Source organism: Paraburkholderia fungorum, assembly GCF_046027215.1.
Lineage (GTDB): Bacteria > Pseudomonadota > Gammaproteobacteria > Burkholderiales > Burkholderiaceae > Paraburkholderia > Paraburkholderia fungorum_D.
This window is the reverse complement of record NZ_JAQQEN010000002.1, coordinates 2,587,346-2,609,158: the sequence shown is the minus strand read 5'-3', so window position 1 is coordinate 2,609,158 and position 21,813 is coordinate 2,587,346. Positions and strand designations below refer to the sequence as shown.

The 21,813-nt window shown below is 60.6% G+C and carries 17 protein-coding genes; 9 read left to right on the top strand and 8 right to left on the bottom strand.

Going from position 1 to position 21,813, the window contains the following annotated elements:
* The first annotated feature begins 89 nt into the window (after positions 1–89).
* Positions 90–3,875, top strand: a complete 3,786-nt coding sequence (locus PQR27_RS32010) for a DUF748 domain-containing protein (protein ID WP_408527564.1) — start codon at positions 90–92, stop codon at positions 3,873–3,875.
* A gap of 788 nt (positions 3,876–4,663) precedes the next feature.
* On the top strand, positions 4,664–5,137 hold the full coding sequence (locus PQR27_RS32005) for a hypothetical protein (protein WP_408527563.1): 474 nt from the start codon (positions 4,664–4,666) through the stop codon (positions 5,135–5,137).
* Positions 5,138–5,197: 60 nt separating this feature from the next.
* Here the strand turns inward: PQR27_RS32005 and pdxR are convergent, their stop codons facing one another.
* Positions 5,198–6,745: a MocR-like pyridoxine biosynthesis transcription factor PdxR gene (gene pdxR / locus PQR27_RS32000; RefSeq protein WP_408527562.1), complete on the bottom strand. Its 1,548-nt coding sequence runs from the start codon at positions 6,743–6,745 to the stop codon at positions 5,198–5,200.
* Between the two features lie 130 nt (positions 6,746–6,875).
* On the opposite strand from pdxR, the gene PQR27_RS31995 reads away from it, so the two are divergent.
* From PQR27_RS31995 to PQR27_RS31965, 7 genes are all read left to right on the top strand, one after another.
* Positions 6,876–7,973, top strand: a complete 1,098-nt coding sequence (locus PQR27_RS31995; RefSeq protein ID WP_408527561.1) for an ABC transporter ATP-binding protein — start codon at positions 6,876–6,878, stop codon at positions 7,971–7,973.
* A 126-nt stretch (positions 7,974–8,099) separates the two neighbouring features.
* Positions 8,100–9,149: an ABC transporter substrate-binding protein gene (locus PQR27_RS31990; protein ID WP_408527560.1), complete on the top strand. Its 1,050-nt coding sequence runs from the start codon at positions 8,100–8,102 to the stop codon at positions 9,147–9,149.
* A 130-nt stretch (positions 9,150–9,279) separates the two neighbouring features.
* Positions 9,280–10,548, top strand: a complete 1,269-nt coding sequence (locus tag PQR27_RS31985; protein ID WP_408528369.1) for an ABC transporter permease — start codon at positions 9,280–9,282, stop codon at positions 10,546–10,548.
* A gap of 24 nt (positions 10,549–10,572) precedes the next feature.
* Positions 10,573–11,412 carry an ABC transporter permease gene (locus tag PQR27_RS31980; RefSeq protein WP_408527559.1) on the top strand — a complete coding sequence of 280 codons (840 nt, stop codon included), beginning with the start codon at positions 10,573–10,575 and terminating at the stop codon, positions 11,410–11,412.
* A gap of 313 nt (positions 11,413–11,725) precedes the next feature.
* Positions 11,726–12,787 carry an OmpA family protein gene (locus tag PQR27_RS31975; RefSeq protein ID WP_408527558.1) on the top strand — a complete coding sequence of 354 codons (1,062 nt, stop codon included), beginning with the start codon at positions 11,726–11,728 and terminating at the stop codon, positions 12,785–12,787.
* Between the two features lie 234 nt (positions 12,788–13,021).
* Positions 13,022–13,663, top strand: a complete 642-nt coding sequence (locus tag PQR27_RS31970; RefSeq protein WP_408527557.1) for a LuxR C-terminal-related transcriptional regulator — start codon at positions 13,022–13,024, stop codon at positions 13,661–13,663.
* A 19-nt stretch (positions 13,664–13,682) separates the two neighbouring features.
* Positions 13,683–14,387 (top strand): Hpt domain-containing protein, encoded by a 705-nt coding sequence (locus PQR27_RS31965; RefSeq protein ID WP_408527556.1) that lies wholly within the window; start codon positions 13,683–13,685, stop codon positions 14,385–14,387.
* A 15-nt stretch (positions 14,388–14,402) separates the two neighbouring features.
* On the opposite strand, the gene PQR27_RS31960 is transcribed toward PQR27_RS31965, so the two are convergent.
* The 7 genes from PQR27_RS31960 to PQR27_RS31930 all read right to left on the bottom strand — a co-directional run bounded on the left by PQR27_RS31960 (position 14,403) and on the right by PQR27_RS31930 (position 21,808).
* Positions 14,403–15,158: a lytic transglycosylase domain-containing protein gene (locus PQR27_RS31960; RefSeq protein ID WP_408527555.1), complete on the bottom strand. Its 756-nt coding sequence runs from the start codon at positions 15,156–15,158 to the stop codon at positions 14,403–14,405.
* Positions 15,159–15,265: 107 nt separating this feature from the next.
* Positions 15,266–16,009, bottom strand: a complete 744-nt coding sequence (locus PQR27_RS31955; protein WP_408527554.1) for a TadE family protein — start codon at positions 16,007–16,009, stop codon at positions 15,266–15,268.
* 89 nt (positions 16,010–16,098) lie between these two features.
* Positions 16,099–16,449 (bottom strand): DUF192 domain-containing protein, encoded by a 351-nt coding sequence (locus PQR27_RS31950; protein WP_408527553.1) that lies wholly within the window; start codon positions 16,447–16,449, stop codon positions 16,099–16,101.
* Positions 16,446–17,327 carry a type II secretion system F family protein gene (locus PQR27_RS31945; RefSeq protein ID WP_408527552.1) on the bottom strand — a complete coding sequence of 294 codons (882 nt, stop codon included), beginning with the start codon at positions 17,325–17,327 and terminating at the stop codon, positions 16,446–16,448. Before PQR27_RS31945 ends, PQR27_RS31950 begins: the two co-directional genes overlap by 4 nt.
* A 3-nt stretch (positions 17,328–17,330) precedes the next feature.
* On the bottom strand, positions 17,331–18,179 hold the full coding sequence (locus PQR27_RS31940) for a type II secretion system F family protein (protein ID WP_408527551.1): 849 nt from the start codon (positions 18,177–18,179) through the stop codon (positions 17,331–17,333).
* A 10-nt stretch (positions 18,180–18,189) separates the two neighbouring features.
* Positions 18,190–20,103 carry a TadA family conjugal transfer-associated ATPase gene (locus tag PQR27_RS31935; RefSeq protein WP_408527550.1) on the bottom strand — a complete coding sequence of 638 codons (1,914 nt, stop codon included), beginning with the start codon at positions 20,101–20,103 and terminating at the stop codon, positions 18,190–18,192.
* A gap of 22 nt (positions 20,104–20,125) precedes the next feature.
* A complete protein-coding gene (locus PQR27_RS31930; protein ID WP_408527549.1) occupies positions 20,126–21,808 on the bottom strand; it encodes a type II and III secretion system protein family protein in 1,683 nt (560 codons plus the stop codon).
* Between the last annotated feature and the right edge of the window lie 5 nt (positions 21,809–21,813).

Here is a 21,813-nt window from a genome sequence, read left to right as displayed (position 1 = left end):
CTGTCCCGCGTAAGATTCACCACTTATACTGCCGCTTGCGGGATTTTCGTTTCGCGGCGGGCTTGCCGCCGCATTACCCAAGACCGAGCATGGCAAGCCTCAATAAAGCATCACTCGCCTCTTCCATACAGACCGTGCGCGATGTTGCGCAGTCACGCCGCACCCGGCGCGTCATCACAGGTCTGCTGATCTTCATCGTATTGTTCGGTCTGCTGGGCTTTTTCGCGGCGCCGCCGCTGATTCGCCACATTGCAGAGCAGCAGCTCAGCAAGCAACTCGACCGGCCCGCCACGATCGGGCGTATCGCGCTTAATCCCTACACGCTCAAACTCGAAGCCGACCGCGTGCATATCGGCGAGCGCGGGGGCGCGGGCGATTTCATCGATATTTCGCGGCTCATCGTGCAGGCGTCGTGGAGCTCGCTGTTTCGCGCGGCGCCCATCGTCGACGAAGTGCAGCTCGATTCGCCGCGCTTTCATATCGTTCGCTACGATGCGCAGCGCTTCAATTTCACCGACCTGATCGAGAAGTTCGCCAAACAGCCAGCCGAACCGAATAGCAAACCGACGCTCTTCTCGGTGTCGAATATCCGGCTCGAAAACGGCCAGATCACATTCGACGACAAACTGCTCGGCGCGACACACGTGATCGATCAATGGAAGCTCGGGATTCCGTTTATCGCCACGCTGCCCTCGAAGACCGATATCTTCGTCGAGCCGTTGCTGCGTGCGCGGATCGACGGCAGTCCGCTTGCTATCGACGGCAAGACCAAGCCGTTTGCCGCTTCGCGCGAGTCGGAAGTGTCGTTGCGTTTCGACGGGCTCGATGTGCCGCGCCTGATATCTTATGTGCCTGCCAAATTGCCGGTGATTGTGCAGACCGGCAAGTTGTCCACCGACCTCAAGCTCAACTTCGTGATGTCCAACGACGCGCCTTCGCTGCGCGTGGCGGGTACGGTCGATCTGAACGATGTGGATCTGCGCGATCAGAGCAAGGCGCCGTTCTTCGCGGCGCGCGCGTTGCATGTGTCGGCGGCGACGCTCGAGCCGCTCAGGAGCCTGTATCACTTCGACGATATCCGTATCGACGCGCCCGTCGCCAGTCTCGCGCGCGACAAGGACGGCGTGTTGAGCGTGGAGCGGATGTTCGCGCCCGCTCCGGCGGCGTCGGGAACCGCCGCTGCTTCGGCGCCTGGCTCGGCCGCCGCGACGGCGAAGAGTCCGGCGAGCGCGCCGGTCGCTGCATCCGGTGCGGCCACTGCTGACAAAACCGCACCGCCGTTGGACCTGACGATCAAACGCTTCGCGCTCAATGAGGGAACCGTCAACGTCCACGACGAAGCCGCCTCGCGGCCGATCGACGTCGGCCTGCAGAAGCTGGCTGTCACGCTGACCGATTTTTCGACGCTGGCCAGCGCGCCCGCGCACTACACCGTGAACACGGATTTCAAGGACGGCGGTGGTTCGCTCGGCGTGGCCGGCGCAGTGGGCCTCGTGGCGAAGACCGCTAGCGCGAAGCTCGATCTGAAGTCGTTGAAGCTGCCGCTCCTGCAACCGTATATCGACACCGCGACCGCCGCGCAAATCGTCGACGGCACGCTTTCAGCGACGTCGAATGTCGGCGCCAGCTGGTCGAAGTCGCCGGCGGCTGTGATGGTTGCCGACACGCAACTGGATCTGCAATCGCTGAAGCTTGCCGCGCCCGACAGCAAAGCGCCGGTGGTCTCGCTGGCGCAGGGCCGTGTGAGGGTCAAGCAGGTGGATCTGGCGGCACGCACGGCCGACATCACGAGCGTCGACACGACCGGCCTCACGATCGAGGCGCAGCGTCTGAAAGATGGCAGCATCGACCTTGCCGCGCTCGCCGGACCGCATCAGGTCGCGGAGCAGCGCACGGCGATTCACGCGGTGAAGCAGGCGCAGGCGCAAGGGCCCGCATGGCACTACAAGATTGGCGAACTCAGCCTGAAAGACGCCACCGCCAATTTCACCGACAACACCACGCCGCGCCCGGTCAAGCTGAGCGTCACGCCGCTGCAACTCAAGGTGCAGCAGATCAGCGACGACCTGAGCCGTCCGCTGCCCATCGATCTGCAGGCCACGCTCAACAAGAAGGGCACGCTCGGCGTGACCGGCGACGTCACCGCGACACCGCTCAAGGTGGCCGTGAAAGTGAATGCGAACCGGCTCGACGCAGCGGCCTTCGAGCCGTATTTCGGCAGCAAGCTGAATGCGACGATCGCGAGCGCGTTGCTCAACGCGAACGGCGATCTGACGCTCAGTCAGGCCAAGGCGCTGAAGGCGGCGTACCGTGGCGACATGGCGATTGTCGAAGTGCGGATGCTCGACAAGGCGACTTCGGATCCATTCGCCGGCTGGGGTTCGCTTGCGCTGACCAACCTGAAGGCGGACTACGACGAGCATGGCACGATGGTCGATGCCGGCCGCGTCACGTTCACGAAGTTCTATGGGCGCGTGCTGCTCGACGCACAAGGCAAGCTCAATCTCAAGGACGTGGTCGCGCACGAAAGCGGCGCCGCGCAATCTCTGACGCGCGACAAGAGCGGCCACGAGCCGGTGCCGTTGACGCCGCAAGCCGCGTCGGCGCCCGAATTGGCAGCCGCGCCGGCGCCGGCCTCCTCGGCTGCGCCCGCGACGGTGACCGCGGCAACGCCGCCGCAAAGTCCGGTCAAACTGCATTTCGGTCAACTGGTGCTGCAACAGGGACGCGTGACCTACACCGACAACTTCATCAGGCCGAACTTCACCGCGAACCTGGTGGGCATCCAGGGCACGGTCGGCGCATTCGGCACGCAATCGACCACGTCCGCGCCGGTGGATATCGCCGCGAAGCTGGCGGCCAACGGACCGCTGTCGATTCGCGGCACGGTCAATCCGTTGATTGCGAAGCCGGCGCTCGATCTGACCGCGAGCGCGCACGATATCGAACTCACCAACCTCACGCCGTATTCGGCGAAATACGCCGGCTATCCGATCACCAAAGGCAAGCTGAATGTCGATCTACACTACAAGCTCGACAACGATCAGTTGAACGCCAACAACCATATTTTCATCGATCAACTCACGTTCGGCGATCACGTCGAAAACAATACGGCGACCAAGCTGCCGGTGCGTCTCGCGATTTCGCTGCTGAAGAATTCGCGCGGTGAAATCGATGTGAATCTGCCGGTGTCGGGCTCCTTGTCCAATCCGGAGTTCAGCATTGGCGGCCTGATCTGGCATGCGGTGCTGAATCTGTTGGAGAAGGCCGTCACCGCGCCGTTCTCGCTGATCGCCAATGCGTTCGGTGGTAATGGCGAGGAGTTGGGCTATGTCGAGTTCGAACCGGGTTCCGCGAAGCTTTCGGATGCTGCGGACAAGAAACTCGACACGATCGTGAAGGTGCTGACCGACAAGTCGTCGATCCGTATCGATCTGATTGGCCGCGTCGATCCCGCTGTCGATGAAGCGGGGTTGCGCACGCAATACGTGGAACGGCTCGTCAAACAGCAGAAGATCAAGGACGTGGTGGGCAACGGCGAAAGCGTCGATCTGTCGACGGTTACCGTTGATCCGAAGGATTACGATAAGTACCTGACCAAGGCCTACAAGGCGGCGGACTTCAAGAAGCCGCGCAATTTTGTCGGCCTGACCAAGAGCGTGCCGGACGACGAGATGAAGAGCGCGCTGGCCGCCAACGCACCGATCGACGACGCCAGCCTGCGGCAACTCGCGCAGCAGAGGGCGCAAGCTGTGCAACAGTATTTCGATAGCAAGATCGACAGTAGCCGCGTATTTATCGTCGCGCCGAAATTGAACGCGGACGGCATCAAGGACAAGGGCGCGACCTCGCGGGTCGACTTTGGCCTGAAGTGACCACATGGTGGTATGTATAGCCATACATGCAAGACTCGTCGAACCTCACAATGGTTACAGCGCTGGCAATTCGCCGGCGATGCCAGGAGGTTCATATGCATGGCGTAACAGGATGGCTTAGGAGCGACACCTTCAGTGACTACGCACTTCGACCGTCGGTTGATGCAGCCGCCGCCGCGAGCGGATTCACTGTAGACGGTGGCATCCGCGGTGCTCAGCCACGCACCCGGCGGGCACAGAAGGAACCGGAATGGCAATCCAACAAGGAGAGCTGGGGTCAGTTTCAAAAAAAACACTGCGATTGGCGTACGGGCGGCACATGCACTAACCCGCCCGCAGACGAAGGCAAAAGCCCATCGCAAACGCCTGGCCAGATTGCGACCTCCGTAGTCATATCGGTACTCGGCGGCGGCCCTGAGCAACCGCGTCCCTCTACGCCGGAAGGCATGCCTGGTGCTCCGTCGCCGTCACGTCCCGCTACACCGATGGATACGACTTCGCCGCCGGCATCGCGTCCCGCTACACCGATGGATACGACTTCGCCGCCGGCATCACGTCCCGCTACACCGATGGATACGACTTCGCCGCCGGCATCGCGTCCCGCTACACCGATGGATACGTCTGCGCCGCCGTCGCCCCCCGCTACGCCGACGGACAGCACTTCTTCGAGTTCACCAGTACAAAAGCAAAGCGAATTACCGTCTTCGTCTGCCGTGGGAGCGCGTTCGCCCAATCTCGATCTCAGTCCGGAGGCTGTTCCGGCAGGCATGCGTGTCAACGAGAACGGCATGCTGGAGAAGACGACGTTCACCAAGGTGTATCGAGTCGATTCTGGTCTCCATCGCGATGCGATTCTCGAACATGGTTTCGAGCCTTCCGCTCATTTCGGCGGCATCGGCAAGATGATTTCGGGGGACGCGATTATCGTCTCCGAGACACTACAAGGCGCGCAGGCGTTCGGCGACAGCGAGTTTGGCGCGGGTCACTACGATATCTACGAAATCGATGCGAGTGGGTTCAAGGGCGCGTCACTGAAGGACAACGTCGACCACAACACCGCATTTACCGCGAGGCAGCTTGGCCGTACGCCCGAAGCGCTGAAGGTGATGCCGCCGCGCGAGGTAGCGGAGGGCGCGCTGGAGTTCAAGGAAGCGCACGTCGATGCGGCCGCTGGTCGTCCCGCCAGGATTCATATCATCGAACGTGGCGTACCGCGTCCACAGACGCCTTCGGACAGTGACAGTTCGAGCCACCCGGCGTGACAGCCGTGCCATGAAACGCGCCGCCCAGGCCATGCGCCTGGGCGGCGACGGGCGAAGCTGTCACGCCGCGCGTGTCGGCGCTTTCAACGCCGTTTGCTCGATGACGCGCGCGAGCGTGTCGAACGCCGGGCCGATCTTGTCATTCGCGACACACGCGTAGCCCAGCAGCAAGCCGCGCCGCGCAGGCGTTTCGCTGCTGTAGTACGCAGCGAGTGGCCGCACGATCACGCCGGCGTCGTAAGCGGCTGCCGTCACCGCGCGATCGTTTGCGTGATCCGGCAGGCCGAGCACCAGATGCAGGCCAGCCTCGTCGCCCATGACCGGTAGTTCGTCGCCGAAGCGCGCGGTGATCGCGTCGATCAGAATCTGCCGGCGCTCGCCGTAGAGCGCCCGCATGCGCCGCACGTGCGAGGTGAGATGGCCGTCCATGATGAACTCGGTCATCACGGCCTGCTGCATCAGCTGTCCCTCGCGGTACAACTCCGCCACGCCCGTGCGGAATGTGTCCACCAGATGCTCCGGCGCGATCATGTAGCCGATCCGCAAGCCCGGAAACAGCATTTTTCCCAGACTGCCCACGTAAATCACCTGGCCGGCCTCGTCGAGTCCTTGCAGCGATGCAAGCGGACGGCTGCCATAGCGGAATTCGCTGTCGTAGTCGTCCTCGATGATCCAGACGTTGTGCTGGCGCGCGTATTCGAGCAGCGTGCGGCGGCGCGCGAGGCTCATCACCATGCCGAGCGGGTATTGATGCGACGGCGTGACCAACGCGAGGCGCGGCGGCTGTTGCAGATCCTGCTCGCGCGGGTTGAGTCCTTCGTCATCCACCGGCACCGGTACCAGCGTGATGCCGGACGATTGCAGCACGCTGCGCGCGCCCCAATAGCAGGGCTCCTCGACCCACGCGCGATCGCCGACGTCCGTCAATAAGCGCACCGCCAGATCGATGGATTGGTGAATACCCGTGGTGATGATGATCTGATCCGGCGTGCAGTTCACCGAGCGCGCCACGCGCAGGTAGTCGGACAGTGCGCGCCGCAGCGGCCGATAGCCGCCGCCCGGTGCATAGGTCAGCAGGTCGGGATTGGCCTCCTTCCACAATCTCGCCTGCAAGCGGCTCCATGTGCGCGCCGGAAATTCGGCGACATCCGGCACGCCCGGCATGAACGCGCCCCATTGTTTGGCGGACACACCGGCCTGATCGATCAGCCTGCGTCCGCGCGTGGAGAGGTCGCTGAGATCGCGTTTAGGGGTCTCCGTGGGCGCGGCGGCCGTCTCTCCTTTCTGGTCGACGCTCGCCACCGCCGGTTTCTTGCGCGTGTTCACTGCCGCTGTATCCGGCCGCGTGTCGGCGACATAGGTGCCGCTGCCGGTGGTCGAGATCACATAGCCTTCGGCGGTCAGCTGGTCGTAGACGTGTAGTACCGTATTGCGTGCGATGCCGAGGTCCTCGGCGAGCGAGCGCGAACTGGGCAGCTTGGTGCCGGGCGGCAACTGGCCGGTCAGGATGGCCTGCTGCATCAGCCGCAACGTCTGCCTGTAGACCGGTTCGGTGGCCGTGCGGTCGAGCCGCGCCGCGAGCCAATCCGACAAGATGACGGTGTCCAAGTGGTTCTATCCGGAATAATGAAATGGTTCCATATTGTAGAACCGTAAGAGACTATAGTGAGCCACGCAATTGACACTATCCCTCCGTCTCGCGGAGGGAGCCAGCCGGAACGCAGAGGAGACAAGGGCGATGAAAACCGATGACGTGATCGTCAGCTTTCGGGGTGTGCGCAAGACGTACGACGGCGAAACGCTGGTCGTCAAACAGCTCGATCTGGATATTTACCAGGGCGAGTTCCTGACGCTGCTCGGACCGTCCGGTTCCGGCAAAACCACGTGTCTGATGATGCTGGCGGGCTTCGAATTTCCCACCGGCGGCGAGATCTGGCTCGACGGCACGCTGCTCAATACCGTGCCGCCGCATAAGCGCAATATCGGCATGGTGTTTCAGAACTACGCGCTATTTCCCCATCTGACGGTCGAACAGAACGTCGCGTATCCGCTGACGGTGCGCAAACTTTCCGCGGATGAACGCGCGCATCGCGTGGATAACGCGCTGAAGATGGTGCGCATGGAGAGCTTCGCAAAGCGCTATCCGGCGCAGCTTTCCGGCGGTCAGCAGCAACGTATCGCACTCGCGCGGGCACTGGTGTTCGAACCCAAGCTCGTGCTGATGGACGAGCCGCTGGGCGCGCTCGACAAGCAGTTGCGCGAACACATGCAGTACGAACTTAAATCATTGCACGAAAAGCTGGGCGTGACCTTCGTGTATGTCACGCACGATCAGGGCGAGGCGCTGACCATGTCGGATCGCGTCGCCGTGTTCGATAAGGGCATCGTGCAGCAACTCGATACCGTGGACCGTCTGTATGAATCGCCGTGCAACGAGTTCGTCGCGAACTTCATCGGCGACAGCAACAAGCTGCGCGGCACGATCGCGAATGTCGACGGCGAGTACTGCGAGTTTCATCTGATTGACGGCACCCGGCTCACCGGTCGCAATATTGGCGGCGCGCGGGCTGGCACGCCAGCGGTTGCGTGCATCCGGCCCGAGCGTATGAAGCTCGCAAATGGCGTGTCCCGTCCGGGCGCCAATGCGCTCGCCGGTGAAGCGCGCGGTCTGATCTATTTCGGCGACCACGTGCGCATGCGCTGTGGCCTGCCGGAGCAGGACGAGTGCTTCGTCAAGGTGCCGCTCGGTACCGCACTGCTCGATACCTTTGCGCCCGGCGCGCCGGTCGCGCTGGAGTTCGCGCCCGAGCATCTGCGGGTATTCGCAGGGGCGTGAATACGCTGATTGATCGCGCAAACCGTTCGACGTAGTTTGTTCGATGCAAGTAGTTCAAGTAAGCAGCACATAACAAGCCGTACTGGACTTCGCTTGAAGCACACCACCAAAGGAGAGCAACACACCATGAGCAAGATCGGGAAATCGCGCTGCGCCATCGCTGTCGGTGCTGTGGCGCTGGCGCTGGGCGCCGCGCAAGTCAATGCAGCCGAACTGACGGTCGTCAATTTTGGCGGTGCGAATGGCGACGCGCAGAAGGTCGCATTCAACCAGCCGTTCGAAACGCAGACGAGCAACAAGGTGACCGCCGTCGAATACAACGGTGAGCAGGCCAAAGTGAAGGCCATGGTCGAAGCGAAGCATGTGAACTGGGACGTGGTGGAAGTCGAATCCGGCGATATCGGCCGCGGCTGTGACGAAGGACTGTACGAGAAGCTCGACTGGTCGAAGATCGGCAAGAAGTCGGATCTGATTCCGGAAGCCCCGCAAGCCTGCGGTGTCGGCTTCTTCGTGTGGTCGACCGCGTTGGCCTATAACGCCGACAAGCTGAAAACCGCGCCAACCGGCTGGGCCGATTTCTGGGACGTAAAGAAATTCCCGGGCAAGCGCGCGATGCGCAAGGGCGCGCGCTACAACCTCGAATTCGCGCTGATGGCCGACGGCGTGCCGCCGAAGGACGTCTACAAGGTGCTCGCCACCAAGGAAGGCCAGGACCGCGCGTTCAAGAAGCTCGACGAGCTGAAGCCGAATATCCAGTGGTGGGAAGCGGGCGCACAGCCGCCGCAATTCCTCGTGGCGGGTGACGTGGTGATGTCCACCGCGTACAACGGCCGCATCGACGCCGCGCAGAAGGAAGGCAAGAACCTGAAGGTGGTGTGGAACGGCAGCATTTACGACCTCGACTATTGGGCGATTCCGAAGGGCACGCCGAACAAGGCGCTGGCGGAGAAGTACATCGCTTATTCGATCTCGTCGAAGCCGCAGCAGGACTACGCGCATAACATCGCGTACGGTCCGGTGAATGTGGCCGCGATCAAGTCGCTCGATGCGAAGACGCTCGCCAATCTGCCTAACTCGCCGGCCAATGGCAAGAACGCGGTGCTGCAGAATCTTGCGTTCTGGACTGATCACGGCGATGAGCTGGAGCAACGTTTTTCGTCGTGGGCTTCGAAGTAACCAGAGCGCTGGGAGAAGGCGTGGTCTCGTCTGGAGGCCGCGCTTTAATGATGTAACGCCACGCGCACGCATGTCGGTCCGACAGGCGTGCGCGGCCTGATGCGTGGGATTGGAGACGGGTGTGACTACGATGACGATTGCCGCTGATTCGACGCCCGAGTCGAGCATTCGGCTCAAACGCGAGTTGAAGGCCGCGGAAGCGAAGAAGCGCGCAATGGCGCTCCTGCTCATTGCGCCGCTCGCCATTTTTCTGCTGCTGATTTTTGTCGTGCCGATTGGCGCACTATTGACGCGCGCCGCGCAAAATCCCGAAGTGGTCAACGCGCTGCCGCATACGCTGAAGGCATTGAGCGGATGGGACCGCAAGACGCTGCCTGCTGACACCGCTTACGTCGCACTAGCCACCGATCTCACCGCAATCGCCGATAGCGACGGTATGGGTGCGCTGGCGCGGCGGTTGAACGTCGAGATTCCGGGTTATCGCTCGCTGGTGGCCAAGTCCGCACGCGCGATGCCGTTCGTCGACGAGAACAGCAAGCCATTGACGCTGACCCCCGCGCAAATGCACGCCAAGTTCGTCGAACTCGACGAGCGCTGGAATGATGTCGCCTACTGGCAGGCGATCGCGAAGAATTCCAGCGCGTATTCGCCGTTCTATCTGCTGGCTTCTTTAGACCATAAGCAGGACGCGTTCGGTCACATCAAGGAGACCGACCCCGAGCAACAGATTTATATCGCCGTGTTCAGCCGCACCTTCGTGATCGGCGCCGCCGTGACGATTTTTGCGCTGCTGCTCGGCTACCCGCTTGCTTACTGGATTTCGACGCTGTCCGACCGTCGCGCGAATCTGGTGATGATTCTGGTGCTGATCCCGTTCTGGACTTCGATCCTCGTGCGCGTGGCCGCGTGGATCGTGATTCTGCAAAGCGAGGGGCTGGTGAACAAGGCGCTGATCGCGAGCGGCCTGCTGCACGATCCATTGGCGCTGCTGTTCAACCGCACCGGCGTGTATATCTCGATGACACACATCCTGCTGCCGTTCATGATCCTGCCGCTGTATAGCGTGATGAAGTCGATCCCGCCGACGTATCAACGCGCCGCGATCTCGCTCGGCAGTCATCCGTTCGCCGCATTCTGGCGCGTGTATGTGCCGCAGACGTATCCGGGCATCGGCGCGGGCGCATTGCTGGTGTTCATTCTGGCAATCGGCTACTACATCACGCCGGCGCTGCTCGGCGGACCGAACGATCAGATGGTCAGCTACTACGTCGCGTACTTCACCAACGTGACGATCAACTGGGGCATGGCGTGTGCGCTCGGCGGCTTGCTGCTCGCTGCGACGCTCGTGCTGTACGTGATCTATGGGCGCTTCACGCGTTCTTCCCTGAGCCTCGGCTGAACGCCTGATCGGAGCCTACTCGCGATGAAACTTGCCAAGCCCCTGTTTGCGCCGCACACGTCCTGGGTCGAGCGCGTGTGGTATTTCGCGCTGCGCGCGCTTGCCGTGCTCACGCTGCTGTATCTGATCCTGCCGGTGCTGGCGATTGTGCCGCTGTCGTTTTCATCGAGCACGTTTCTGGTGTATCCGATTCCGGGCTGGTCGCTGCGCTGGTATCAGAATCTGATCGCGTCCGATGAATGGCGTATGGCGGCGAAGAACAGCTTCATTGTGGCGCCGTCCGCGACGGTGGTTGCAACGGTGCTCGGCACCCTGGCTGCAATCGGCCTGACCAAAGCGAATTTCCGCGGCAAAGCGTTGCTAATGGCGGTCCTGATTTCGCCGATGATCGTGCCGGTGGTGGTGGTGGGCGTCGGCATGTATCTGTTCTTTGCGCCGCTTGGACTGGCCAATACCTATATCGGGCTGATCCTCGCGCATGCGTCGCTCGGCGTGCCGTTCGTCGTGACGACGGTGGTGGCGACGCTGCAAGGCTTCAACTACAACCTCGTGCGCGCAAGCCTGTCGCTTGGTGCTAATCCGCTGAAGACGTTTTTCCGCATCACGTTGCCGGTGATCGCGCCGGGCGTGATCTCGGGTGCGTTATTCGCGTTCGCCACGTCGTTCGATGAAGTGGTGGTGACGCTGTTCCTCGCTGGCGCCGACCAGACAACGCTGCCGCGGCAGATGTTCACCGGGATTCGCGAGAATATCAGCCCGACAATTGCAGCGCTGGCGACGATTCTGATTGTGTTCTCCACAGGTCTGTTATTGGCGCTGGAGTGGCTGCGCGGGCGCAATGCGGCGCGGGCGGTGAAGGCCTGAGTGTCATGCAACCCGCGAAACGATCGGGCAGCCTGAGAGGCTTGCCCATCGCTGCCGCAAGGTGCGCCACTCAAACGTCGACGACAATCGGCTGATCCAGAATCTCGTTTGACGCGGAGGTGTCCGCGCGTGAGCAGATTCATGCCGATGCGACCCAGGATCGCGAAGTTTCGTTCGTGGTCCTTGATGCAACTGTTCTGAGGAGCGTCGCCTCCCCGACGTCATATCTAAGAATCTTCCCATTCCCCGCCCGTCTGCGTCTCTTCATACTCAGTACCTTCTTAAAAGAAGATGCGCTCGACGCAGAAAACCAATGAAACTCCAGCTAACGATCCTCGCGTGCGCGTTGGCCCTGTCAGGGTGCGCGGATCATGCCGCGCGTGAACGGCTCGGCATAGAAGATATCACCGTGCTGAAATCGGGCGTTGGCGCCTCGCAAGACGAGGCCGCCGGCGCGGTCAACGGGCAATGGGTCGGGGCCTACGCGCCGATCGTCAGCAGCCGCACTGCGCTGGCATCGTTGCAACAGCGTCTGGATCAGGTGCCAGGCGACAAGAACAGCTATTTTCACGCGAAGGCGCAATGCTGGTTGGATGCCGGCGAACAGGTACGGCAGGGTAGCGATCAGTGGGGCTTCGTCGAAGAAGCCATTGGTCAGGCGGCGATGATCACCATGAGCCTCGAAAACGGCACGCCGTTATCCGCCGCTAACCCGGCCTTGCGTACTGTGTCGACGGTGCGCCCCGATCTGTGGAAGATCGTCAATACCATCAAGGCTGATCCTGCCACCGCGCAATGTCCGGAGGCGCAACGGCCGCTTGCCTGTGCCGAAGTCGAACTGATGCAAGCCGGGCATGACGCATGGGCGCGCAGGTTCTCCAGCGCCGAAAAGCGCTTGCCGGAAGTGCAGGACAACTTGCGCAAGTCAGCGGAAACGGCGTTGCAATGCAAACAGGCAAAGCAGACGGCGACACCCGCACCCGCAGCGCAGGCCCCGCAAAAAATTACGTTGCGCGCCGATTCCATGTTCCGTTTCAACGGCAGCGACGAGGCGGCAATCTTGCCGGCTGGTCGGCAACGTCTTGATGATGTCGCAACGAGCCTGAAGCAGGTTTCCGCTATACGCGAGCTCAGGATCACGGGGTTCACCGACCGTCTCGGCAGCGATACGTACAACCAGAGTCTGTCGTTGCAGCGCGCACAGACGGTCCAGCAATATCTGCGCGGCCACGGCGTGACATTGCCGATGACCGCTCAAGGCCAGGGCCGCGCAAATCAGGTGGTTACCTGCAAGCAAACGGCCCGCGACAAACTGGTGAAATGCCTTGCGCCGAACCGGCGTGTCGAAATCGATTTCATACGCGCCGCTTCATAGCGTGCCTACGCGTCAGGAATGACCGTCGGCATTAGCGGATGCCGACGTCGTGCAGCCGGTCGATATTGCGACTAGCCGGCGTTGTATCCCGGCTCAGCGACGAGCCACTTAACAATCATTCCCTGCAGTTTCCTGCCGCGAGGCTGGAGCGCACCTGCTCGCACATCCGGTCGAATGCGGCTGGGTGTCGGGAGACGGAGCCACAAGGGGAAGCTTTCATGAGGAATGCAATATATGTCTACCATTCTCGTTATCGATGACCACCCCGCATTTCGACTGGTCATCAAGATGCAGCTCATGCAACTGCTTGGCGTTGAGGAAGTGATCGAGGCCGACAATGGGCAAACTGCTGTCGAAATGGCACGGCAGCACAGGCCGAAGCTTGCAATACTCGATCTCGACATTCCGCGTATCAGCGGGCTCGATGTCATTCCGCGTCTTAAACTCGCCCATCCGTCGATCCGCCTGCTCGTGTTATCTGGTCAGGACCCGGCTACGTTCGCGCCGCGGGTGATGCGCTCCGGTGTGCACGGCTTCGTTGGAAAGTCGCAGGAGATGAAGGAAATCCTGCGTGGCGTCGAGGCGGTGCTGGCGGGCTATACGGTGTTTCCGGTCACGGCCAACGGCGTCGGCATGTCGCCTTCCGCGAATGTGACGGGTGAAGAAGACAGGCTGACGCTGTTATCGGATAAGGAACTCGTGATTTTGCAGATGCTCTCGAAAGGTATGTCAAACAAGGCGATCGGCGATGCACTGTTTATTAGCAACAAGACCGTCAGTAGCCACAAGACCCGCATTATGCAAAAGCTTGGCGTCAAGTCACTCGTTGAACTAATCGATATGGCGCGCCGCTGCCGGATTGCGTCGTCGCAATGATATGAGTGAGGTTGACACAATGAACTATGCAATTCTGACCGGCGATGATGCTGGGTGGGGACAGGCGAAGGTCCTGGGTGCAATGCTGGAACGTCTCGGTTTTACGTCTTGCGCGGATGCTGCTGTGACGCCGGCTTCGGCGAGGCTGCTGTTGGTGCAATGGACGTCCTGCGGTCGAGAGATGACGGCTATGCCCCACCATTCTGCTCTGCCCGCCGACAGCCTGCGATTTGCGGTGGTACCGTCCGACGTTTCTGATTCGGCACGCGCTGTGCTGACCGAGCACTTTGACGATGTCCTGACAGCACCTGTCGATGAAATTGCTTTGTGCAATGCGTTGGCTGCGCAACACTACGATGCGCTTGCACCCAGTGAACGCCAATCGTTCTGTGCGAAAGTCCTTGAACTTGCTTGCGACGACGCCGGTACTGCCAGACACCTGCTTCAGCTAATTCTCGACACCAATCGACCCACCTTCACGCTATTGCTCGACAGTTTCGATGCTGAGTCGTGGGACATGGTGGGCAGTGCTGCGCACCGGATCGCAGGGTCCGCACGCCTGCTCGACTGCAAGGCGCTAATTGCATTGCTGATACGACTGGAAACAGCCACGCGAGAGCGTGAAGTCGCACTTGCAAAAGCGCTTCTGCCACTCGTAGTCAATGCGCTCGAGAGTCTCGATGTGTCTGTGCAGGAAGCGCTCGGCTCGGTCGAGCAGCACTGATCTCCTGCTTCATCTTCAATCGTCGGCGCCTGAACGGACCAGCAAGAAGCGTCCGCGAACGCTGTCCGATACGTCTTGCGCCGATATGATGCCCGTAGAAGACGTGGCATCCTGATACCGTTTATATTGGGCAATTACCTTCGGCACATAACTCATCGTCTCCGCATACGGCGGTATCTGTCCACCATACTTTTGCACAGCGCCTTCGCCGGCGTTATAAGCCGCTAGCGCGAGTTGCAGATCGCCGAACTGGCGCATCAGCTGCTTCAGATAACGTGCGCCCGCAGCGATGTTCTGGCGCGGATCGAACAGATCGGACGCGCCGTGCCGCGCGCCCGTGCCGGGCATTAGCTGCATGAGCCCCGTTGCACCCTTGGGCGAGACCGCTTGCGGATTGCCGCCTGATTCCACGTCGATCACCGCCATTAGCAGCGCGCTGTCCAGGTTGGCGGCGCGTGCGGCTTCCGCGATCATCGGCGAAAGCGCCATGACCCGGGAGGTGACGGAGGTGGAAGACGGCGGGATCGCTGCTGCGGCCGATAGCGGAACGCCAGGCTGCATCACAACCGATAGCCGGCTGGTGTCGTCAAGCAATGCACCTGATTGTGCTAAGGCAGCAGGCACTGGCGGAGCGACGATCGCGTCAGCGTTCGACGTTCCGCCGATCATCATGACAACCCCGGACGCATGACGGACGCGCACGGTCTTGCTATCAGCGGCCTGCGCGGCTACTAGCAAGTACGCCACCCCTGCGAACAGGTAGACAAGCATTGACCGATATAGTCGTGCGCCCGGCAATGTTCCATTCGGTACGGCGCGACACCGCTTGGTCGCGGTGTCAGAAGAAGCGCGCAGCCAGTCGTTCAGGCGGTGCGTCATCAATAACCCGTGGGATTCGGGGAGTCGTTCATCGCGGCGTTTCTAAGCGGCGACTGCATGCGCACCGTCGCTTCCGAATCCAATGACAGTGGCCAGCGGCCCGTCGCGATGCCATCCTCAAGTTTGACTTTGCACAAATAGTCACCTTTCTGAGGTGAGCCGTACGGGTCTTGGTTCTTGTTTGCCGGCTCGCGCGTCAAAATGCCCATCGTGCCGATGCTGCCGATAACATTCACAGCGTAGTAAAGCACCTTGCTCACCAGCGGCACATACATGTCATAGCAGTAATGCACGTGAATTTTCAACAGGTTGGCATCCTGAATGTTCATTCCAGAAGTCGCGCCTGCCGGTATGGACGAATCGCGATACATCAGCGAATCGTTGGGGATTTCTGAATATGTGGCGCCTTGATCAGGGTAGGAACGTGGCCGCGAGTAATCCTGCACGGCCTTCGGCGTAGGGTTGAGGATCGTGATGGTGCTGAAGCTGGTCGCGTCAGCCTGCGCGCGGGCGAGTGCGGCGCTTACGCCGTCGGCATCCGCGAAGCGCGCATAGATTGGTGCGAGACCGCGCGCCAGACCGCCGCGCATCGCTTTCATGGAGCCGTTATTGACCGAGCCTTCACGCGCGGCTTCAAGAACCGCGACATCTAGTGTCGATTTGGCCTGATAGATCAGGACGAACTGCACAATGCCAAAACACATGAACAACAGCAATGGCGCAATGATGATGAATTCCACCATCGACTGACCTGTCTGACCGCTCGGCCGAGTGCGACGAATCGATCGCGACCGGCGCGACGGAGACTGTTGCGATACAAAATTTGGGTGATTCACCAGAAGGCCTCAAATTCAAGAGGGGCGCCGAGCACAAAACCGAGCTGCTGAGCGGCGCCAGCCGGCATTTCCAGGGTTTGCGTGGCGCGCAGGTTGAACAACATGCGTCGTCTAGGCACCTCGTGACGGATCGCGACGATGCGCTGGTGTCGATCGAGAAAGATCACGTCGATGGCAAACCGCATGCCGAACGTATGCACCGACCCGCAGCGCTTGAGAAGCAACGCCTCGTCAACCGGGAGATGATCGTGGTCAAGCAGACCCCGCATGCGCTCACGTGTGGTTTCGGTGATCGACACCTTGACGCCGGTGTCATGTCCGTGGACGTGCAGGCGGGTCAATTTCACAGCAGACCTTCCTGCACGAATTTCATCGCGATCGGGAATCCCAGAACGATGAAGGTAATCGGGAAAATGAACATCAGCAGCGGGAACACCAGTTTCACCGGCGCTTCCATCGCCTGCTTCTCCGCTCGCTGAAATCGCTCCGAGCGGCGCTGTTCCGATTGGAAGCGTAATGATTTCGCCAGCCCCGAACCCATTCGTTCGGCCTGAACAACGGCACCCACGAGATTCGTCACTTCCTTGATACGCAAGCGGTCCTCGAGTCGGCGCAGTGATTCCGTGCGGTTCAGGCCAGATTTCAGGTCGCGCAATACGTGCTCCAGCTCCCAGCGCAATGGTCCCGCCGGCCCCTTTTCGACGGCTTTCTGGATAGCGCCATTGATGTTTAGGCCAGCCTCGACAGCGAGTGTCAGGAAGTCGAGGTAGATCGGCAGGTGCTTCAATATTTGTGCCACACGTCGGCGCCGGACGTCACGTGTCCAGATGCGGGGGTAGAAGTAGCCGAGCAAGGCCACGCCGACCAGTATCCACACCGAAAACATGCCGAGTACCAGCATCAGGAGAAGCGCGACGAGCGAGACCAGTACCGAAGCAATGATCGATAGGGAGAGGAACTGCCGCGCGTTCATCAGGAACGTAAGCGAGGTCAGCCGCAGTTGCAGATCGGTTTTCTCGACGAGTTTTTTGCTGAATATATTGCCGAAATGGAAATCGACAAAATTGACGAGTGGCCACAACATCCGCAGCGACTTGGGCAACGGGTCGAGGAAAACGCGATCCTCGTCTGGAATGACGCCGGTCAAACCGTTGATCGATTTGAAAGCGATAACACCGACGATAATTACGCCGATACTGATGGCAAAAGCAATGAATAGCAGCATAGGTTATACGTCGATGTTAGTGATCTTGGAAATCGACATGTAGCCGAGAAATTCCATCACGCCGATGACAGCCAACGTGCCCCAGCCGACCGGTTCATTGAAAAGTGGCGCCATCGCCTTCGGTTCCATGAAACGCAGAACCAGCATAAGGAACAGCGGCAGACACGTCATCACGATGCCCTGCATGCGTCCCTGTGAGGTGAGCGCCTTGATCTTGCCTTCCATCTGCAATTTTTCGCGCAGCGTGCGTGCGACGGACTCCAACGCTTCGGCGAGATTGCCGCCGACCTCTCGCGCAATGGTGACGGCGGCCGTCACCATCATGAAGTCAGGAATCGGGATACGCTTTTCGACGTTGCGCATGGCAATGTCGAGATCGATGCCGAGGCGAATTTCCCGCATCAGCAGGTCGAACTCTTGTGAGATCGGCGCGGCGCTTTCATGCACGACCGCTTCGAGCGCAGTCGGAAAGCTCGCACCGGCACGCAATGCGCCGGACATCATCAGCAACGCATCGGGCAATTGCTTTTCGAGCATTTCGATGCGCTTTTTACGCATGCGCGCCAGATACTTCTTTGGCAACCACATGGCGATCGGCACGGCTGCCAGCGCGATCAAAATGCTGTGACTCAACAGGAAAACAATGATCGGCAGTCCGACGATGGCGAGCATGCTCCACGCGGCCATCTTTTGCCGGTTCACGAACACAAAAGCATCAGCGAGGGACGATTCGATCTCACCGGCCATCTGGCTGGAGCCAGCCTTGAGCGACGATGAACCCATCCGGGCGACTAGCCAGATCAGGAATATGCTGCCGATGAATGCCAGCGCGAGAATAATGGGAAGACTCATGACGGGCCTCTCATCCCACTCGCGTGAAAATTTCCGTATTCACCGGGATGCGTCTGCGGATCAGTTCCTGGTAGAAATCCGGAATATAAGCGGTTGGCACGAACTTGCCCTGAATCTTGCCCTCTTCGCTGAAACCCTCCTCCTTGAAGATAAACACGTCTTGCAGCGTAATGACGCCTGACTCCATCCCACTCACTTCCGTGACGTGTGTGACGCGGCGTGAGCCGCAGGAAAAGCGGGATTGCTGCACGATGATGTCGACTGCGGAGCAGATCTGCTCGCGTATCGCCTGGACCGGCAGGTCGAGGCCGGCCATCAGTGTCATCACTTCCAGACGTGCGATACAGTCGCGAGGCGTGTTGGCGTGCGCAGTGGTGAGAGAGCCATCGTGGCCGGTGTTCATTGCCTGCAGCATGTCCAGCGCTTCGCCGCCACGGCATTCGCCGATCACGATCCGGTCTGGGCGCATCCGCAGGCAGTTCTTCACAAGATCGCGGATGTGTACGGCGCCTTTGCCTTCCATGTTTGCGGGGCGCGCTTCGAGCGAGACGAGGTTTGGCTGCGACAGTTGCAATTCGGCCGCGTCTTCGACAGTGACGATACGCTCATGATCGGGAATGTAGCTTGACAGGACATTGAGCAACGTCGTCTTGCCTGAGCCGGTGCCGCCAGAAATAATGATGTTGGCGCCCTGTTCGACTGCGGTGTGCAGAAACTCGAGCATCTCCGGTGACATTGAGCCGAACTTGATCAGGTCTTCGCCGACCAGCTTGCGCCTGGAGAACTTCCGGATGGTGATGCTTGGACCTTTCAATGCCAGAGGCGGGATCACGGCATTCACACGTGAGCCGTCGGCAAGTCGTGCATCGACCATTGGTGAGCTTTCGTCGATGCGGCGGCCGATCGGAGCGACGATCCGTTCGATCGCACCAAGCACCGCGCGATCGTCGGTGAAGATGACGGGCGAGCGGGACAGTTGACCGAATTGCTCGATGAACACTTCATCGTGGCAATTGACCATGATTTCCGACACCGTCGGATCGGCGATCAACTCCTCAAGTGGTCCAAGTCCGATGACTTCATCGAATACGCTCTTCTTCAGCGTTTCAAGCGGAATGTCGGTGGCGCGGAACTTAGGGTCGTGAGTCAGGATTTCGTCGAGCGCCGAGCTGACAGTCTTGCGCAGTTCGTCGTCCTCCATGCGCGCGACGTTCAGACGGCGCAAGTCGAGCGCCGCGATCACCTTCATGTGCGCGAGCTTGCGTAGTTCGATCCCGGCGGGACTGTTGATCGGCGCAACGGGAAGCAACGGTGCTGCCGATTTCTTTGTGCGTGCGGGTTGAATGCGCAGTGGCGCCTCCGGAGCAGGCGCACTTTGATGAGCGCCGCTTTCGTGTGGCACGGGCGCCGGGGCAGCGGGTGAAGCGGCGTGGGCCATGGAGGCCGGGTCGGACATACCAGGTTGGGCTGCCACATGCGATTGTGCTGTGGCGGCCGCCGGATTGGGCCAGCCTTCAGGCGCGGCCGCAGCAGGTGCGCGCTGAGCGTCGGCATACATGGTTTCTGACGCTTGCGTGGACGGGGCCGCAGTGGATGTCGCCTGGGGGGACATCAACGGCACGGGCTGCGCCGTCGCGAGCGCACGAGCGATCTTCAAGGTCGTTGTGCCGATCTCGATCTGATCTGCCTCCGTCAACGGGCCGTAGCGTGTGATCGGTGAGCCGTTGACGAGCGTAGCCGCGATTCCGCCTTGATCTTCGATGTAGTACGCGTTGTTTTCCCTCACAATGCGTGCCTGCAGCTTGCCGACCAACATGCCCTTGACCGTGATGTCGCAGCTGGCATCCTTGCCAATCGTGCAGCCCTGATCGATCTGGAATACGCGCACGGGTGCGTTACGCGTGTGTACTTGCAAATTGAGCATCTTACTTCTCCGTGAGGTCCGATCAGTTGCCCGAGTTGCCCGAGTTGCCGAGCACGCCGACCTGCGGCGGCACCTTGCCGTTGCCGGTAGGCGGCACGACATTGGCCGGGGTGTTCGGCGCAGCTGGCGGGCGTTGCGCGGCGTTCAGCATGAGTAGCGCATCCGCGACACCGGCCGGCGGCGTACTGGCCGGTGGCCTCGTTTGCATGAGTTGAGTCGGCGTGTCGCTGTTCGTTTGCAGTGGCGCTTGAACCGGAGCGGACGCGGGCGTTTGCTCTACAACCGGCTCTTGCGGCGGCGTGCTGCGGATCGGCGTAGGAAGGACTGCTGGCGTTGTCCCAATTGGTTGCCGGGGCACTGGCGTGGCCGTCGCTACCTCTTCATCCGCAATGACCGGACTCGGATTGCCGTATTCTTTGCGGTACTTTCGATCCAGTTTGTCGGCGCGCGCCAGCAGTTCCGTGTTGGGTGCCAGCTCCGGATCGGAAATCACCGGCGTCACGAAAATCACAAGATCGCTTTTCTTCGCTCGGAAGCTGTCAGAGCGGAACAGTTGGCCAATGATCGGGATCTGGCCGAGGAACGGCATACCGTTGCTGTCAGTGAGGATGTCCGCGCTGACGAGGCCGGAGATGGCGAGCGTTTCCCCCGCGCGCATCGAAATATCAGAACTCGTGTTGCGGGTGAGGAAGCCCGGCATGCCGCCATACGTTACCGACGGGTCAATTTGGCTGATCTCAGTCGTAAGATGCGCGGAGATGATGTTGTTTGCATCGACGACGGGAATAATGCTCAGCTTGATGCCGTACGGTTTGTACTCGACGTTGGTCGTACCGAGTGCGCCGGCCTGTGGGATCGGAACTTCGCCGCCCGCAAGGAAACTCGCGGTGCCACCACTCTTCGTATTCAGTTCAGGTGCGGCCAGAATGAATGCGTCGCCGTTCTCGATGGCGAAGTTGATCTGCGACGTGATGTTGGAGGCTATGCCCGCGAGGAAGTAACTCGTCCCTGCCGTGACAGCCTTCGCGGCACCCGTCGCGACGCTTGCGGCGCCACCGATCTGCGGTCCTTTGAAGCTGCTGTCCCACGCAATGCCAAGGTTTTTCTGCCCATTACGTGTGACTTCCATGATCTGCACCTTGAAGTGGACGGTCTTCTTGAGTGCGTCGCCTTCGTCGACGGTGGTGGTGTCGATCACATTCTTCATGTCTTGCGTGGCAGATTTGACGATCGCCACCATGTCGCGATGCACGACTCCCGACAGGACAATATTCGACCCGATCGCATCGATGCGCAGCCCCGTCACCGACTTCAGCACGGCACGCAGCTGTTCCAACGAAGCATTCACTTCGGCCTTCGCAATGCGCACCGTGGTTTGGAGCGCAATGCCCTTTTCGTTCCACACCACGAGCGAAGTCATGCCGTCCTGCTCGCCAAGCAGCATCAGGCTGCCGTCGACCACGTTCGCGGTAATCAGCTTGCCATTGCCGATTGCAATGCGTTTGATGCTGCCGGGCAGATGCAGAATCCGGACCTCGCCACGGAACATTTCGAGTACGCGGGCGCTGGCCGAAGCGTCATCATTGACGGACGAGGCCGCGACTTGTGCGAATGCGGCGGGCGCGGCATTGCACGACAGAATGCCGATGAGAACGGACGGCAGGACCCGGCGACGCAACGGCGTCGCATTGTGATTGACTTTCATTGTGT